Consider the following 16,118-nt stretch of genomic DNA (forward strand, 5'->3'; position numbering starts at 1 on the left):
GGGGGGACGTCAAAACCTTCGACAAACGCCCCGGCCCGGCTACATCTTTTGACCCTTTTATGCCGTCCTTCTACATCACGACCGCCATCGACTACGTGAACGGTTCGCCCCACCTGGGCCATGCCTACGAAAAGGTGCTGACCGACGTGATCGCCCGGTTCCGGCGCCAGCAGGGGGACCAGGTCCATTTTTTGACCGGCGTGGATGAGCACGGCCAGAAAGTCCAGGCCAGCGCCAAGAAGCGCGGCATCCCGCCCCAGCAGTTCTGCGACGAGGTCAGCGCGGAGTTCCGGGCCCTCCTGCCGCGGCTCAACATCTCGAACGACGATTTCATCCGCACCACCGAGCCGCGCCACAAGACGGTCGTCCAGGCCGTGCTCCAGCAGCTGTTCGACAAGGGGGAGATCTACAAAGCCGAGTACCAGGGGTTCTATTCGACGCGCCAGGAGCAGTTCCTGCAGGAGAAGGACCGCAACCCGGATGGCAGCTGGCCCGAGCTCTTCGGCGAGGTGACCGAGATCACGGAGTCGAACTACTTTTTCAAACTGAAGCACTATCAGGCCTGGTTGGTGGATTTCCTGACCCAGAAGCCGGATTTCATTTTCCCGGCTTACCGCCAGAAGCAGGTGCTGGAATTCCTCAAGGAGCCGTTGAACGACCTGTGCATCTCGCGGCCGAAAGAGCGGCTGGAGTGGGGCATCCCGATGCCCTTCGACGACGGGTATGTCACCTACGTGTGGTTTGACGCCCTGCTCAATTATTATTCGGCGGTGGCGGACAAACCCGGCACCTGGCCGGCGACGTACCATGTCATCGGCAAGGACATCCTGGTGCCGCCCCATGCGGTCTACTGGCCGATCATGCTGCAGGCCGCCGGGCTGCCGCTGCCGGGCGGCATCATCGCCCATGGCTGGTGGATGCAGCGCGGTGCCAAAATGTCCAAGAGCACCGGCAACGCGCTCAACCCGCTGGACCTGGTCACGGAGTTCGGGACCGATGCGTTCCGTTATTTCCTGATCCGCGAGATGAACGTCGGGCAGGACAGCGATTTCACCCGCGAGCAGTTCCTGGTGCGGTACAACAGCGAATTGGCCAACAACCTCGGGAATCTGGTCAACCGCACCCTGAACATGACCACCCGCTTCGCCGGGGGCGTGGTGCCGGCGGCCGAGACCACCGAGGAACTCGACCTGGCGCTGCGGGCGCTCTGGGACCGGACGCGCGATGAGTTCATCCCCCTGTGCGAGGGCTTTCAATTTCACACCGCGCTGGAGCGGGCCATGGTCTTTCTCACCGAGACCAACGCCTACATCGAGAAGCGCGCCCCGTGGAAGCTCGGCAAGTCCACCGACCCGAAGGACCAGGCGCTGCTGCGGACCTCGCTCGCCACGATGGCCGAGGCCCTGAGGCTGGCGGTTGCGCTCATCCAGCATGTCACGCCCACGACGACCGAGAAGATCAACGCCGTGCTGGGCCACCAGCCCGGGGCGGTCTGGGCGGACGAGCTCGTTTGGGGCAGCCGGCTGACCGGCGTCAAGGTCGCCGAGTCGCTCGTGCTGTTCCCGCGGCCCGCGCCGCCGGCGAAGCCCGCCACGGCATGAAGACCCCGCCCGTCAACCCGACGGGGAGTGCCACTCCGGAAGCGCTCCGGGGGTTTCTGGCGCAGTGCGCGGCCGAGGCCCGGTCCGTCGGCCGGCCGCAGCTGGTGAGCATCAGCATGGCGGTGGACAACCTCGACCCGCTGGCGGTGCTCGAGTCGATCTTTGAACCCGGGGAGCCCCATTTCTACGCCGAGCGCCCGGCGGCGGGCTTCGGGGTCGCGGGGGCGGAAGTCGCGGTCGAGTTCAACGCTGCGGGGGCGGATCGCTTCGCCGCCGCGCGCGCCTTCATCGACCGTACGCTGGCCGATACCATCGCCGTGGGGCCGCTGGCCGAGCCGTTTGCCGGGCCGCATTTTTTCTTTGCCGCCGGTTTTGCGGATGACGCGCCGGCGGGTGGGGCCTTCCCGGCCTTGCGGGTGCAGGTGCCGCGCTGGCAGGTGGCCCGACGCGGGGACGGCACTATCGCCGTCGCCAATGTGCTCTTGCCGGGCGACGCCCCCGTCGACCTGGTGACGGCGAAAATCTGGCGGGCGCATGGCAAGTTCGGCGCCTTTGATTACAGCCGGGCGAAGCAGAAAGCGCGTCCCTCCGCCCCGCAACGGGCCGAGGAAATCGGCGGCGCCGAGGCCTATCCCATGGCCGTGCGGCAGGCCCTCGCGGAGATCGCGCGCGGCGATTACCAAAAAGTCGTGTTGGCCCGCGCCCTGCGCTACACCACGGCGGAGGAATTCCACCCGATGGGCGTGCTCAACCACCTGCGGCAGCGCTACCCGGAATGTTACTCGTTCTCCATCGCCAACGGTCGCGGCCAGAGCTTCATCGGAGCCTCCCCCGAGCGGTTGGTGCGGGTGGCGGGCGGGCGGATGCACACCGCGGCGCTGGCAGGTTCGGCCCCGCGCGGGGAAACGGCCAGCGAAGATGCCGCCTGGGCACAGGCGCTGCTGCAAAGCGAGAAGGACCTCCGCGAGCACCGGCTCGTGCTGGATTCCATCGTGGGCCGGCTGGCCGGGCTGGATTTGAAACTGGAGCACGCGGCGCAGCCGCGGCTGCTTGGCCTGGCCAACGTGCACCATCTCCACACCCCGATCAGCGCCAGCCTGCCGGCGGGGGTGGACATCCTTGACCTGGTGGCGCGCCTGCATCCGACGCCGGCCGTGGGCGGGGCCCCGCAGGCGCCGGCGCTGGCCGCGCTGCAGCGGCTGGAGGCCTTTCCGCGCGGGCTCTACGCCGGGCCGCAGGGGTGGGTGGATCATCAGGGCGGCGGAGAATTTTTCGTCGGCATCCGCTCGGCGCTGATCGACGGTCGCACCGCCACCGCGTATGCGGGGGCCGGCATCGTGGCCGGGTCCGAGCCGGAGAAGGAATTTGCCGAGACCGACCTGAAGTTCAATGCTCTGATCGGGGCCCTCACCCAGTCATGAAATCCGCCGCCGATCCCCAACTCGACTACCGCAACACCAACACCCTCTGGTGCAGCGTGCTGGTCGGCACGCTGGTCCGGCTCGGGTTACGGCACGCGGTGATCTCACCGGGTTCGCGCTCCGCGCCCCTGACGATCGCGCTGGCCCGGCACCCGGAGATCGAGTCGCTGGCGGTGCTGGACGAGCGCTCGGCCGGTTTCTACGCCCTGGGTCTGGCCAAGCAGCATCGCCGGCCGGTGGCGCTGGTGTGCACGAGCGGCACGGCGGCGGCGAATTTCCTGCCCGCGGTGGTGGAGGCGCATGAGAGCGGCGTGCCGCTGCTCGTGCTCACGGCCGACCGGCCGCCCGAGATGCGCGACTGCCACTCCGGGCAAACGATCGACCAGGTGAAGCTCTACGGCGCCTACGTGAATTTTCAGCATGAATGCGCCGTGCCGGAGGCCACGGTGCCGCTCCTGCGCTACCTGCGGCAGACGGTGGCCCATGCCGTCGAGCGGACCCTGCGTCCCGCGGCGGGCCCGGTGCATCTGAATTGTCCGTTCCGGGATCCGCTGCCACCCTTGCCCGACAATGCGACGCTGCCGCGGCCCGCCGCGCTGCAGGGGCTGTGGGAGGGCCTGGCTCCGGCCGAGGCGCTGGAGGCGGGAGCCGGGGCCGCGCCGGCGGGGGCGGGGCGGCGCTGGGCCGAGCGGGGCGTGATCATCGTGGGGCCCAACGAGTCGGTGGACGGGGAAGCCTGGGCGGATGCCGTCGGGCGGATTTCCCGCGCGCTCGGCTGGCCGGTGCTCGCGGATGCGCTCGCGCCGGTGCGGGCCAACGCCACGCGGGCGGGCGCGGTGATTACCCGTTACGACACCCTGCTGCGCAACGACCGGCTGGCGGCCGAACTGCACCCCGTCCAGGTCATCTGCGTCGGCGGGTGGCCGACCAGCAAGGTCTTGCGCGGGTGGCTGCAAGCGGCGGATCCCGAGGTGGTGCTGGTGACGGACCGGACGGGCAACGAGGACGCCTTGCACCTGCGGACCCGCGTGGTGCGGGGCCCGCTGGCGGCCTGGAGCGAAGGTTTTGCCGGCCGGACGAGCGAGACTGCGTGGGTCAAAGCGTGGTTACGGGCGGACGCCCGGGCGGGGCGTGCGTTGGTGGCGGGCGTGCGGGCGGAGCGCGGGCTCATCGAACCCGTGTGGCCCGGCATCCTGGCGACGCACCTGCCGGCGCGCACGCCGTGTTTCATCGCCAGCTCGATGCCGGTGCGGGACGCGGAGTATTTCTGGCCGGCGGGAAACCGCGGGCAGCGTTTGTTCTTCAATCGCGGGGCGAACGGAATCGACGGCACGCTCTCAACCGCGCTGGGGGCGGTGCATGGCGGCCCGCCGGGGGTGCTGGTGACCGGGGATCTCTCCCTGTTGCACGACACGAACGGCTTTTTATCGGTCCCGAAATTCCGGGGCAGCCTGACGATCGTGCTGATCAACAACAATGGCGGCGGCATCTTCGAACACCTGCCGGTGGCGCAGTTTGAGCCGCCGTTCGAGGAGTTTTTCGGGACCCCGCAGAACATTGATTTCCGGAAGCTCTGCGCGACCTACGACGTCGCGCACACGGTGGTCCGGAGCGCGGCCCACCTTGGCCGGTTGGTGGCGAAACTGCCAAAGAGCGGGGTGCGCGTGCTGGAACTGCGCACGGAGCGCAAGCGGGACGCGGCGTGGCGGAAGCAGTTGTTCGCGCGCGTCGCCGGTTAGGCCATCGGGCGGGCGGTGGGTCAGCCCAGCGGGAGCTGGATGGTGAACGTGGTGCCGGTGCGGGCGCTCTTGAAATCGATCTCGCCGTGGTGGGCCCGGACAACGGAGCGGGCGATGGCGAGGCCCAGGCCGGTGCCGTTGGGCTTGCCGCGGCTGACGAAGGGCTCGAAGACCGCCTCGCGGATCTCGCGCGGGATGCCGGGGCCATTGTCGGCGACGGAGATCAGGCACTGCCGGCCCTCGCGCCGCGCGGAGAGAACGACGCGGGCGCCCTGGCGGCGGGCCAGCGCCTCGCGGGCGTTGGTCACGAGGTTTTGCAGCACGCGCTGGAAGCGGTCGGGGTCGAGGGGAAGCGTCAGCTTGGTGGGCTTGACGACGAGGCGGACGCCGGCGCGGGCGCAGGACTCGAGGTTGTCCTCCTGCAGGTGGAGCAGCAGTTCCTGCAGGGGCACAGACCGGATCTTGAGCCGGGTCTCGCCGCGGGCGAAATCGAGGACCTCCTCGACCATGCCGCCGAGGCGGTCCACCTGGCGGAGGATCATGGCGCAGAGGTCCTGGTTGCCGGCGGAGCGGTTGTGTTTCGCGATGAGTTCGGTGGCGAGCTTGATGGTGGAGAAAGGCCCGCGGAAGTCGTGGATCATGGCGTTGGCCATCTCCCCGATGAGGGTGATCTTTTCCTTGCGCACCACCTCGCCCACGTAGCGTTCGTTGGTGGCACGGAGGTTTTCGCTGACCTCGCTGAAGAGGCGGAGCACGGTGTGCCAGGAGGATTCCGAGAGGATGTTGAGAAACGGGGCGCGGGGCAGGCGGCCGAGCTGGACCGGGCCGTCGGCGATGGCCGCAGTGCTACGCACGGAGCCGTCCAGCACGCCCAGTTCGCCGAAGTAGTCATCCGGGCCTTTCCAGGCGATGGTCTGGGGGGCGCCGCCCGGGGATTTCTTGGTGAGGGCGACGCGGCCGGTGAGAACGAGGTAGATGCAGTCGGAGTCGGCGCCCTCCTCAAAGATCACGGCCTTGTGCGGGAAGCGCACGAGGCGGAGGTGCTTGACGAGCTTGGCGCCCTGCGCCGCCGGGAAGTGGCTGATGAAGCGGTGGGAGCGGATGTCGGCGCGCATGGCGGGAGGCTGGTCACCGACCGGGTGCGGGGCAAGCCGTGAGGCGGCGCCAAGGAAGAAGGAAGAATTAAGAATTAAGAATTATGAAAAGGGATCCCTGAGCGTGATTCGGAGACTGGTTTCATCCTTCTTCCTTCTTAATTCATCCCTCCGGCTACAGCTGGATGGGCAAGCCGACCTCGATGATCTGCATGGGCGGCAGGCGGTAGTAGTCGCGCACAGGGCGGGCGTTGCGGCTGAGGACGGAGTAGAGGTGTTTCTGCCACTCGAACATCCGGCTTTCGCCACCGGTGATCACCATCTCGCGGTTGAAGTAGTAGGTGGCCTCGTTGAGCTTGACGGGCACGCCGGCCGCACCGACGCGTTCCATGAGGGCCGCGACATCCGGTGTTTCCATGTAGCCGTAGCGCGCGATGACGCGCCAGACCCCGTAGCCGTGACCGATTTCGCGCACCTCCATGCGTTCGGCATCGCCTACGGACGGCACCTCTTCCGTGACCACGCTGAGGAGGACGACGGTCTCGTGCAGGACCTTGTTGGCCTTGACGTGGTGGAGGAGGACCAGCGGCGTGCCGGTGGGGTTGCCCGCCATGAACACGGCGGTGCCGCGGACGCGCACGATGTGGTGGGAGCCGGCGACGTTGCAGAGTTCGTCCTCGGTGATCTCGTTGGCGTAGATGCGGCGGAAGATCTCGTCCTTGCCGCGCTTCCAGGTGTGCATGACCGCGATGAGGCCGGCGGCGATGATGACGGGGAACCAGCCGCCGTCCGCAAATTTGTGCAGGTTGGAGGCAAACAACGGCACGTCGACCACGAGGAACAGCGCGCAGAGCAGGCCGGCCTGCCACGCCGCCCATTTCCATTGGCGGCGGAGCACGAAGAAAAAGGCCAGGCTCGTGACCACCATGGTGCCGGTGACCGCGATGCCGTAGGCGGCGACCAGCTTCTCGCTGGAGCCGAAGGAGAGCACCACGTAGATCGAGCCGAGGGCGAGCATGGTGTTGACCAGGGGCAGGTAGATCTGGCCCGATTGGTCGGGGTTGGTGTAGTTGATCTTCAGGCGGGGGAAGAAGCCGAGCTGGATGGCCTGGCGCGTGATCGAGAAGGTGCCGGTGATCATGGCCTGGCTGGCGATGATGGCGGCGCCGATCGAGACCAGGGTCAGGATCAGGCGGGGCGTGCCCTCCGGGACCATGGCGAAGAAGGTGTGGGAAGTGTCGCCGGGATTGGCCAGCACGCGGGCACCCTGGCCGAAGTAGTTCAGGATCAGACCGGGGAAGGCGAAGAAGTACCAGGCGCGCGCGATGTGTTTGCGACCAAAGTGGCCCATGTCGGCGTAAAGGGCCTCCGCGCCGGTGATGGCGAGGACGACGGAGCCGAGCAGCGCCGCAGCCTCGGAGGGATGATCGAAGAGGAGGCGGGTGCCGAGCAGGGGATTGAGGGCCGCGACGACCTGGGGGGCGCCGAGGATATGCCAAACGCCCAGGCCGCCGAGGAGGATGAACCAAACCAGCATGGCGGGTCCGAAGATGCCGCCGATCGCCTTGGTGCCCTTGAATTGGACGGCAAACAGGCCGGCGAGGATGAAGGCGGAGATGAACGGGACCTTGCCCGCCAGGCTGGGATCAAACGTGTTGAGGCCCTCGACGGCGCCGAGCACCGAGATGGCCGGGGTGATGACGCCGTCGCCATAAAGCAAAGCCGCCCCCACCAGAATGAGCAGGCTCAGCGCACCGGTGCCGCCGATGATCTTGCCCGTGCGGTCGCCATGGGCGAGGGAGAGCAAGGCGAAGATACCACCCTCGCCGCGGTTGTCGGCCCGGGTCACGAAGCACAGGTACTTGCCAATGACGACCAGAACCATGGCCCAGAAGACGAGCGACAGCGCCCCCAGCACGCCCGTGGCCCGCTCGACCGGCGGCAAGTAGTTGAGGCACTCGCGCAAAGCATAAAGCGGGCTGGTGCCAATATCGCCGAAGACCACGCCCAGCGCGCCCAACGTGAGACCGGCCTTGGCGGCGGTGCCGGTGGGGGAAGCGGGTGTACTCATCGAAGGGTTGATTGTTGGGCTAGAGGGCGCGAGTCCAAGCAGTTTTACCCACAGGGGCAAATGTTGCTTGACGGTGGTCGCGATCGTCAGGGTTTCCGGTGAAAACGATTGCGGCTCAAGGCATTCCTGACACTGTCCGTTCATGGCTACCTCTTGGAAGACCGTTAAAAAATACACCGACATCCAGTATCACAAGTCCGGGGGCATAGCCCGGATCACCATCAACCGGCCGGAGAAGCGCAACGCGTTCCGGCCGCAGACGGTGGTGGAAATGCATGAGGCCCTGCTCGACGCCCGGGAAGACCAGAAGATCGGGGTGGTCCTGCTGACCGGCGCCGGTCCGGCGAAGGACGGGAAATATGCCTTTTGTGCGGGCGGGGACCAGTCGGTCCGGGGGCATGGGGGCTATATCGACGGGGACGGCGTGCCGCGGCTCAACATTCTTGATGTCCAGAAGCTGATCCGGTCGATGCCGAAGATCGTGATCGCGCTCGTGGCCGGTTATGCAATCGGTGGCGGCCATGTGCTGCATGTGATTTGTGACCTGACGATCGCAGCCGACAACGGCGTCTTCGGGCAGGTCGGCCCGAAGATGGGAAGTTTTGACGGTGGTTTCGGCTCGAGCTACCTGGCGCGACTGGTCGGGCAGAAGAAGGCGCGCGAGATCTGGTACCTGTGCCGGCACTACAGCGCCGCCGAGGCGCTCGAAATGGGGCTGGTCAACAAGGTCGTGCCGGTGGCGCAACTCGAGGCCGAGGGCGTGGCGTGGGCGAACGACATCCTGCAGCGCAGCCCGCTCGCGATCCGTTGCCTCAAGTCGGCCTTCAATGCCGAGCTCGATGGTCAGAGCGGCATCCAGGAGCTCTCGGGCAACGCCACCATGCTTTACTACATGACGGAAGAGGCGAAGGAGTTCAGCTCGGCCCAACGCGAGAAGCGGAAGCCGAACGCGCAAAAATTTCCGTGGCTGCCCTGATTTCCGGGACGGCTAATCCGGCGCTGGCGCAGACCGGGCACCGCCCGTGGCCCATGCCGGAGGAGCCGTGGACCTGGCAGCAGGCCTGGCTGGATCTGCTCTTCATCCATTACGAGGTGGATGCCGGTGAGCTGAGAAAGTTGCTGCCCGCCGGGATCGAACTCGATCTCCATGCCGGCAAGGCCTGGCTGGGCGTCGTCCCTTTTCGGATGGCGGGGGTGACCAAACGCGGCTGGCCGGCGCCGCCGTGGTTGTGTGACTTCGCCGAAATCAATGTCCGCACCTACGTGCGCCACGGCGGGAAGGCTGGCGTCTGGTTTTTGAGCCTGGATGTGGTTAATCCGCTGGTGGCGGCCTTTGCGCGGACGTTCTTTCATCTCCCGTATTTCAGCGCGCAGATCAGGCTGAAGCGTGAGGGCGGGGCCGTGCACTATGCCGCCTGCCGCGGGGTCCGGCGATTTGCGGCCGTGTACGAGGGAGGGGCAAGTGCGCCCAGTGAGGCCGGATCATTCGCCCACTGGGCGACGGAGCGTTATTGTCTCTACAGTGCCGACCGGGCGGGGCGGTTGTATCGGGGGGAAGTGCAGCATCCCCAATGGCCGCTGCAGGTGGCCCGTTGGGAGCTGCGCGAGGATACCATGGCGCCGCTGCCGGTGGGGCCCAGGCATCCCGAGGTCTATTACTCGCCCGGGGTCGATGTCGTGGTCTGGCCGTTGCGGCCGATCAACTGATCAACCCTTGGTGGCGGTTTCGGGATCTGACGCCCAGACGACGAGCCAGCCGCTTTCCTTGTCGACATACACCAAGGTCGAGGCGTTCGGGTCGCCGGCTTCGACGAAGTCAGCCCCGGCGATGACGGAGGGATCGTGCAGCGGTGGCGGGGGCGGAACGTTCACGAACTCAGTCGAGGGTGACGATGAGTCGGGCGGCCGTTGATAGAAAACGGCCAGAGCCAGAGCGGCCGCGGCGGCGAGCGACACGCCAAACCAGATGACGGGGGCCAGCGGACGGGGCCGGCCGGGCCGGGCGAGGCGGGTTTGCAGGTCACGCCACGCCTCGTCGGCATCGGTAACAGGGGCGGTGGCGACTTCGGCACGATAGGCTTCGAGCGCGGCGCCGACCCTCTGGCGGAGTTCACGACAGGCCGGGCAGGCGGCGACATGGTCCGAGAGGGCGGCAAGCTGCGCTGGGCTCAGCGTGCCGTCCCGTTCGGCCAGAATCAGGGATTCGTTGTCGCGGCAGTTCATGGGACTTCTTCTTTGCCTGCTACTAGACACTAATCGGGCTTCGATGGAAATTCCAGATTTGTGATGGCGCAGGTTGGTCGGGCTGGGAAACCGCCATCAGCGGCGGTAGTCGCGGTCGCGACCGTAGCCCCGGTCATAGTCGCGGCGGTCGCGACGATCACGGCGATCGTAGGAGACCCAGATCCGGTCGGTGCGGATCTCGTAGTGGCCCTCGACGAAGTAGCGGTGCGTCCGGCCGTGGCGGCGTTCGGACACCCAATAGCCGGGGACCCAGCTGCGCACCTCGACGCGCTTCCAATAGCCTTCTTCACAATCCCGATCCCGGTCGCGGTGATAGCCACTGGTGAGCACCACATGACTGTTGGTGTCGTGGTCGCTGATGGCCGAGGCGATGATGAGCCCGCCGATCAGGCCGCCGACCACCGCCAGTTCCTTGTCACCGGCCACGGCGGGCTTGGCGGTGAAGGCGAACGCGGTGGCAGCGGCGAGAGTGAGGGCGATGAACTTGGTCTTCATGGGGATGTTCTCCATTGGTTGAATTGCGGTTCAGCCATGGGACGCGGCTCTGCCATCGGATATTCAAAAATAACCAATGACACACAAGACTTCCTGCCAGCCAATGAGTTAAGAATGCCTTAGGGTACCGGGATAACTCCGGCCGAGCCACGATCGTGTGGAGAGGGCAATGACGGTGGCAGCCATCCGGGTGGATGGGACCGGTGGCTCCGGATCAGACCTCGATCCGGGGGATCGCGCTGATGAGCTGGCGGGTGTAGGGGTGCTGCGGGCGCTCCATCACGTCAAGGGCGGGGCCGAGTTCGACGATTTTGCCCTGATACATGACGGCGATGCGGTCGGAGATATGTTTCACGACGGAAAGATCGTGGGCGATGAAGATCATCGTGAGGTTCATCTCGCGAACCAAGCGGGCGAGCAGGTTCAAAATCTGGGCCTGGATGGACACATCGAGGGCGGAGACGGGTTCGTCGGCGATGATGACCTTGGGCTCGAGGGCCAGGGCCCGGGCGATGGCGATGCGCTGGCGTTGGCCACCGGAAAATTCGTGCGGGTATTTGTTGAGGAAGCGCGGGGCGAGGCCGACCTGCTCCATCAGACGGGCGACGCGCGCCGCGATCTGGTCTTCGGGCACGATGCCGTGCACGCGCAGCGGTTCGGCGAGCGTGGCGAAAACGGAGAGGCGCGGGTTGAGGGAGGCAAAGGGATCCTGAAAAACCATCTGCAGGTCGCGGCGGGCGGCCTTGAGCTCAGCGGTGGATCCCTGGGTGAGGTTTTTGCCGCCGAGAATCACCGTGCCCGCGGTGGGCGGGATGAGCTGCATGATGGTGCGGGCGAGGGTGGATTTGCCGCTGCCCGACTCGCCCACGAGGCCCAGCACCTCGCCTTGGCTGACCTCGAAACTGACCTGATCGACCGCCTTGACGGTGCCGGTCTGCTTTTTGAAGAGGAAGCCGGTCTCGAGTGGAAAGTGGGTCGCGATGGCCTGCACCTGGATCATGGGCCGGCCGTGCGGGGCCTCGGCGGGGGCGGGGGGCGCGGGTTCCTCCGGCGGGAGGGCGAAGCGCGCGAGCAGTTCCGCCTCGGTGACCGGCTTGGAGAGGTCGGGCGGCATCCCGGGAATGGCGTAGAGGGCCCGACCCTTGGGCTGGAGGGAGGGAATGCAGCGTTGCAGCGCCTTGGTGTAGGGGTGCTGCGGATGCGCGAAAAGGGTGCGCGTGGGGGCGGTCTCGACGATCCGGCCGGCGTACATCACCTGGACGCGGTCGCAGAGGCCGGACACCACGGCGAGGTCGTGGGTGACGAAGATGACGGCCATCCCGAGTTCGCGCTGGAGGTGCTTGAGCAGTTCGAGGATTTGGGCCTGTACGGTGACATCGAGCGCGGTGGTCGGCTCGTCGGCGATGAGGAGGTCCGGCTTGGTGATGAGGGCCATGGCGATCATCACGCGCTGGCGCATGCCACCGGAGAACTCGTGCGGGTAGGCGTGCAGCCGGTCGGCGGCATGCTGGATGCCGACCGCCTCCAGCATGCTGAGGGCGCGGGCGAGCGCGGCCGGCCGCGAGATCTTCTCATGGATCAGGAGAGGTTCGATCAGTTGCTCGGAGATCCGGAGGTAGGGATTCAGCGAGGTCATCGGATCCTGGAAGATCATGGCGATGCGCCGTCCGCGGATGGTGCGCAACTGGGCCGCGGGACAGCGGAGCAGGTCGACGCCGTCGAACACGGCGGTGCCGCCCTCGATCCGGCCCGGAGGCTGCGGGATCAGGCCGAGCAGCGAGGAGCAAGTGACGGATTTGCCCGAACCGGATTCACCGACGATCCCGAGGCTTTCGCCCGGCTCCAGCGTGAAGCTGACGTCGTTGACGGCCCGATAGACTCCGGAGCGGGTGTGGAAGCTGACGCTGAGGTGGGAGACTTCGAGGAGCGGCACGGGATCAGGAAAGGGCTCGGGTAGATTTCCGCAACTCGCGAACGGAGGGGCGAAGGGTCCGTCGCTCAATACACCTCGGGGTAGCCTTCCCCGCGGGTCTTGAAGCGTTTGTGCACCCAGAAATACTGCTCCGGGGCGAGGCGGATGTTTTCCTCGATCAGGCGGTTGATGCGCAGGGCATCGGCCGAGAGATTGTCGGTGGGAAAATTTTCCAGGGCCGGGTGGATGGTGAGGGTGTAGGAGCCGTCGGATTCCCGGCGGGCGAAGTAGGGGACGACGGCGGCGCCGGTCATCTTGGCGATCTTGGCGGTGGCGGTGTTGGTGGTGGCAGGCACGCCGAAAAAGGGCAGGACCTCGGCGCCGGGCGTGCGTTTGCCCTGGTCGGGGGCGTACCAGATCACATAACCGCCGCGCAGGGCCCGGATGAGGCCCTTGAGATCGTCGTGGTGGATCGCGATCGAGGCGACGCGCTCGCGGTGGCGGCGCATGGGGCCGGCGGCGACGGGGTTCTTGGGTTCCCGGTAGAGGCAGCCGACGGGCAGGCGGGCGGTGAGATAGACCCCGCAGATCTCCAGGGTGGTGAAATGGGCGGTCAGCAGGACGGCCCCGCGGCCTGCGGCGATGGCGCGCTCGAGGTGCTCCGCGCCGATGATGCGATGGGGCGGGAGCTGATCCAGCGGTTCCCACCAGCCGGCCGTCGTCTCGAACAGGCCGAATACGAGGGCCTCAAAATGGGCCAGGCCGAGCGCCCGAATCTCGGCCGGTGACTTTTCCGGGAAGCAGAGGGCGAGGTTGACCAGCACGACGTGGCGGCGGAGGCGGATGCAATGGAAGTGAAACCAGGCGAGCAGGCGGGCGAGGCGCCGGCGCTCCGACCAGGTGAGCCAGCGCGCACAGAGCCAGAAGGCGGCGAGGCCGAGCCAGGTCGGCCAGTAGGACGGGAGCCAGAGGCGGGATTGCTCGCTGGCGCGGCTCATGCGCAAGAAGAGGGGAGGGGGCGCCCGTGGGCGGCGGGGTCGGAGGGTCGGTCCATGCGCCGTCAGGTTGGCGGGGGCCGCCCGGCGATGGCAAGCCGCGACGCAGCGCGACGAACGGGCGGACGGGGTGCGTAGAAATACGAATGAGAAACGGGTGCAAAAAAGCCAAACTGTGCCGGCGGCTGCCGGTTCGCGTTTGCCTTTGGGGCTAACGCGGCGATTTTAAGGAACGCCGCCCTGACCACGCGGTCCAGCCGACACCATGCCAGAAATGCTCATCATCATGACCTCGCCGCTGCGCGATATCGTGCACGGGTTGCAGGTGGCCGCATCGATCAAGGCCCAGAAGCCGGAGTGGCGTATTTCCTGGATTGTGCGGGATATCTTTGCCCCGCTGGTGCGGGCCTCCGCCGCGGTGGAGCAGGTCTACGTCTTTCAGCGGCACGAGGGTGCCCGCGGTTTCCTGCGGACGATGCGGGAAGTGCGCAAGCGGGAGTTCGACCTGGTGTGCGACTTCCAGGGTTTGTTGCGCACGGGGCTCATGACCAAGTGGGCTCGCGGCCGGCGGAAGATCGGCCGACCGGATGCGCGCGAGGCGTGGGGGGTATTCTATCACGAGAAGATCAAGCTGCCACCGGCGGCGCGGCAGGCGCACCTTCTGGAGTGCATGCTGCAGTTTTGTCCCGCGGCCGGGGCGGAGCCGCGGCTGACCGGTCCGCTGCGTTTCCGTGACCTGGAGCGACTGAACCTCGGTTTCATGGATCCGCGCAAGGGGCAGCGGCCCATCCTGATTTTTCCGGACAGCGGCCGGGACAACAAAAAATGGAACGGTTTCAGCCAGCTCACGGCCCTCCTGATCCGGGAAGGCGGGCGCAAGGTGGTGTGGGCCGGAAGCCACTACCTGCCGTGCCGGGAATCGTTTCCCGAGGGGGCCTTCATCAACCTAACCGGCAACACAAGCCTGACGTCGCTGCCGGCCCTGCTGGCCAAGGCGGATTGGGTGATCTCCAACGACAGCGGCCCGATGCATCTGGCGGCGGCGATGGGGTTGCGCACCGTGGGCTTGTTCGGTCCGACCGATCCGCAGCGCTTTGGTCCGTACCCGCCCAAGAGTCCCACCAATTACACGATTCAAGCGCCGGTCGGGGAACTCACTTTGCTGTCGGCCAAGGAGGTTTATTATCTCTTCACCCGGATCGAGCACAACCTGCAGAAGACCCCGGTGCGCGGCGTGCTCGCGCCGGCTTGAGGCTCTCCGTTCACGGCGTTTTCCGAAAGATCCTGACCAGCAGCGCGGGTTGAGCCGGGTAGAACGCCTGCAGGTCCGCCAGGGTTGTCAGGGTCCAAGGCACGCTGGGGGACTGGCCGTTCTTCGTGAAAACAATGTCGTCCGCGATATAGATGCAGGAATGGATCACCTGTCCGTCCGGCTGAGTCAGCAGCAGGAGGTCACCCATCACCGGCGCCGCTTCCACCCGGGCATAGTTGGTGATGAGGGATTCGCGGAGATAGGTGATATCCTGGAAACGCGGCTCCGGGGGATCGTTGAAAAAATTCATCGAGGTCCAGTGGCAGTCCGGGCTCTGGTCCAGCGGGACGTCGGGCGACGGGTACGTGTAGAGCAGGCCGCGGGCGAAGCGGGGCAGCAGGTGTACGACGTCGATGGTCATGCCCCCGGGTGGCGGGCGAGTGACAGCAGGAGGGGGCGGACATCCTTGCGCCGCCGCCCGCCGCCCCAATAGCGGGCGAGGCTCTCGAGATCGGAGTCAGGCTTGATTCTGACCTTCAGCAGCAGGGTGGATTTCCGGGCCAGGGTCTTGACCAGTTGCACACGCTCAGTGGCGGTGGCCAGCGCAGGCAGAACCAGGTGAGGGTCGGAAAAGAGGAGGGAGTTGCCCCGGCGGTAGAGTAGCTGGCGGATCCGGGTGACGATCTCGGTCCGGACTCCCGACCCTTCGAACCAGTCGTCGATCAGATCGGCGCGGAAGCGGAAGGGTTCCTGATGAAGCGGGTTGCCGGGCAGTCGTGCCAGGGTGTTGTAGAGGATGGCCCGGGATTCCGGGCTGAGGTGGAGCACCAGGTCGTCGGGGGGGCGCAGAATGAGGGACGTGGGGGTGGTGGTCCGGATGGCCGGATCGAGCAAACCCTGCAGCTGGGTGGCATCGAGCGCTGCGTTTCGGAGCAGGTCCTCCAGGCGGACCGGGTCGAAGCCCGTGAACTCCCAACGGGCCGCGCTCGCCGTGTAGTCGGGCGGCATGAATTCGTCGGGCGGCTCGATCATGATCCGGGAATACTCGAGTTCGCCCCAGGGGCCGGGCTTGCCTTGGTGGACCAAGGCGTCAGCGGGAGGGGCCGGATCGTGGGCCCGCGCCGGGGGCAGCGCCAGCACCGCCCCCAGCCATGCGGTCAGAAGCAGGAGGCCGGCATATAGCGCGGGAGGGGAGGAAGCGGGTTGACGGCGGCGGCCCGGTTTAGGCATGGCGAAGCGCGGACCATAGAAAGGCCGGTGGCCGGGGCAAGCGACCATTCGCCCGCATTCCCCG

At 66.7% G+C, this 16,118-nt stretch carries 14 protein-coding genes; 6 read left to right on the forward strand and 8 right to left on the reverse strand.

From position 1 onward, the window contains the following. The first annotated feature begins 59 nt into the window (after window positions 1-59). From metG to menD, 3 genes are read left to right on the forward strand one after another with little or no spacing between them, the layout of a single operon-like run. Window positions 60-1,601, forward strand: coding sequence for a methionine--tRNA ligase (gene metG / locus Verru16B_RS12185; RefSeq protein ID WP_069962535.1), 1,542 nt, complete (start codon window positions 60-62; stop codon window positions 1,599-1,601). Then, window positions 1,598-3,022 carry an isochorismate synthase gene (locus Verru16B_RS12190; RefSeq protein WP_069962536.1) on the forward strand — a complete coding sequence of 475 codons (1,425 nt, stop codon included), beginning with the start codon at window positions 1,598-1,600 and terminating at the stop codon, window positions 3,020-3,022. The genes metG and Verru16B_RS12190 overlap by 4 nt, the downstream gene beginning before the upstream one ends. After that, the gene (gene menD / locus Verru16B_RS12195; protein ID WP_069962537.1) at window positions 3,019-4,761 is read left to right on the forward strand and encodes a 2-succinyl-5-enolpyruvyl-6-hydroxy-3-cyclohexene-1-carboxylic-acid synthase; all 1,743 of its coding nucleotides are present in this window, start codon (window positions 3,019-3,021) and stop codon (window positions 4,759-4,761) included. The genes Verru16B_RS12190 and menD overlap by 4 nt, the downstream gene beginning before the upstream one ends. A gap of 20 nt (window positions 4,762-4,781) precedes the next feature. Here the strand turns inward: menD and Verru16B_RS12200 are convergent, their stop codons facing one another. Then, on the reverse strand, window positions 4,782-5,876 hold the full coding sequence (locus tag Verru16B_RS12200) for an ATP-binding protein (RefSeq protein WP_069962538.1): 1,095 nt from the start codon (window positions 5,874-5,876) through the stop codon (window positions 4,782-4,784). Between the two features lie 154 nt (window positions 5,877-6,030). After that, window positions 6,031-7,926, reverse strand: a complete 1,896-nt coding sequence (locus tag Verru16B_RS12205) for a potassium transporter Kup (RefSeq protein WP_069962539.1) — start codon at window positions 7,924-7,926, stop codon at window positions 6,031-6,033. A 142-nt stretch (window positions 7,927-8,068) separates the two neighbouring features. Between Verru16B_RS12205 and menB the strand changes: the two genes are divergently transcribed. Together menB and Verru16B_RS12215 are read left to right on the forward strand one after the other, a co-directional pair. Next, window positions 8,069-8,902, forward strand: a complete 834-nt coding sequence (gene menB / locus Verru16B_RS12210; protein ID WP_069962540.1) for a 1,4-dihydroxy-2-naphthoyl-CoA synthase — start codon at window positions 8,069-8,071, stop codon at window positions 8,900-8,902. Continuing rightward, window positions 8,890-9,633, forward strand: a complete 744-nt coding sequence (locus Verru16B_RS12215) for a YqjF family protein (RefSeq protein WP_083270317.1) — start codon at window positions 8,890-8,892, stop codon at window positions 9,631-9,633. Before menB ends, Verru16B_RS12215 begins: the two co-directional genes overlap by 13 nt. On the opposite strand, the gene Verru16B_RS12220 is transcribed toward Verru16B_RS12215, so the two are convergent. The 4 genes from Verru16B_RS12220 to Verru16B_RS12235 form a co-directional block, all read right to left on the reverse strand. Further along, entirely contained in the window at window positions 9,634-10,149 is a 516-nt protein-coding gene (locus Verru16B_RS12220; protein WP_069962541.1) for an anti-sigma factor family protein, read from the reverse strand. Window positions 10,150-10,245: 96 nt separating this feature from the next. Continuing rightward, window positions 10,246-10,665: a hypothetical protein gene (locus tag Verru16B_RS12225; RefSeq protein ID WP_157772394.1), complete on the reverse strand. Its 420-nt coding sequence runs from the start codon at window positions 10,663-10,665 to the stop codon at window positions 10,246-10,248. A 214-nt stretch (window positions 10,666-10,879) separates the two neighbouring features. Further along, complete coding sequence (locus Verru16B_RS18890) at window positions 10,880-12,598, reverse strand: ABC transporter ATP-binding protein (protein WP_069962543.1); 1,719 nt, start codon at window positions 12,596-12,598, stop codon at window positions 10,880-10,882. Window positions 12,599-12,663: 65 nt separating this feature from the next. Continuing rightward, the gene (locus Verru16B_RS12235; RefSeq protein WP_069962544.1) at window positions 12,664-13,575 is read right to left on the reverse strand and encodes an LpxL/LpxP family acyltransferase; all 912 of its coding nucleotides are present in this window, start codon (window positions 13,573-13,575) and stop codon (window positions 12,664-12,666) included. Window positions 13,576-13,837: 262 nt separating this feature from the next. Between Verru16B_RS12235 and Verru16B_RS12240 the strand changes: the two genes are divergently transcribed. Then, window positions 13,838-14,824, forward strand: coding sequence for a glycosyltransferase family 9 protein (locus Verru16B_RS12240; RefSeq protein ID WP_083270318.1), 987 nt, complete (start codon window positions 13,838-13,840; stop codon window positions 14,822-14,824). Window positions 14,825-14,834: 10 nt separating this feature from the next. Here Verru16B_RS12240 and Verru16B_RS12245 read toward each other — a convergent pair whose 3' ends face one another. Together Verru16B_RS12245 and Verru16B_RS12250 are read right to left on the reverse strand one after the other, a co-directional pair. After that, window positions 14,835-15,245 carry a hypothetical protein gene (locus Verru16B_RS12245; RefSeq protein WP_069962546.1) on the reverse strand — a complete coding sequence of 137 codons (411 nt, stop codon included), beginning with the start codon at window positions 15,243-15,245 and terminating at the stop codon, window positions 14,835-14,837. Further along, entirely contained in the window at window positions 15,242-16,054 is an 813-nt protein-coding gene (locus Verru16B_RS12250; protein WP_157772395.1) for a hypothetical protein, read from the reverse strand. The genes Verru16B_RS12245 and Verru16B_RS12250 overlap by 4 nt, the downstream gene beginning before the upstream one ends. Window positions 16,055-16,118 lie beyond the last annotated feature (64 nt).

Source organism: Lacunisphaera limnophila, assembly GCF_001746835.1.
GTDB classification, from domain to species: domain Bacteria; phylum Verrucomicrobiota; class Verrucomicrobiia; order Opitutales; family Opitutaceae; genus Lacunisphaera; species Lacunisphaera limnophila.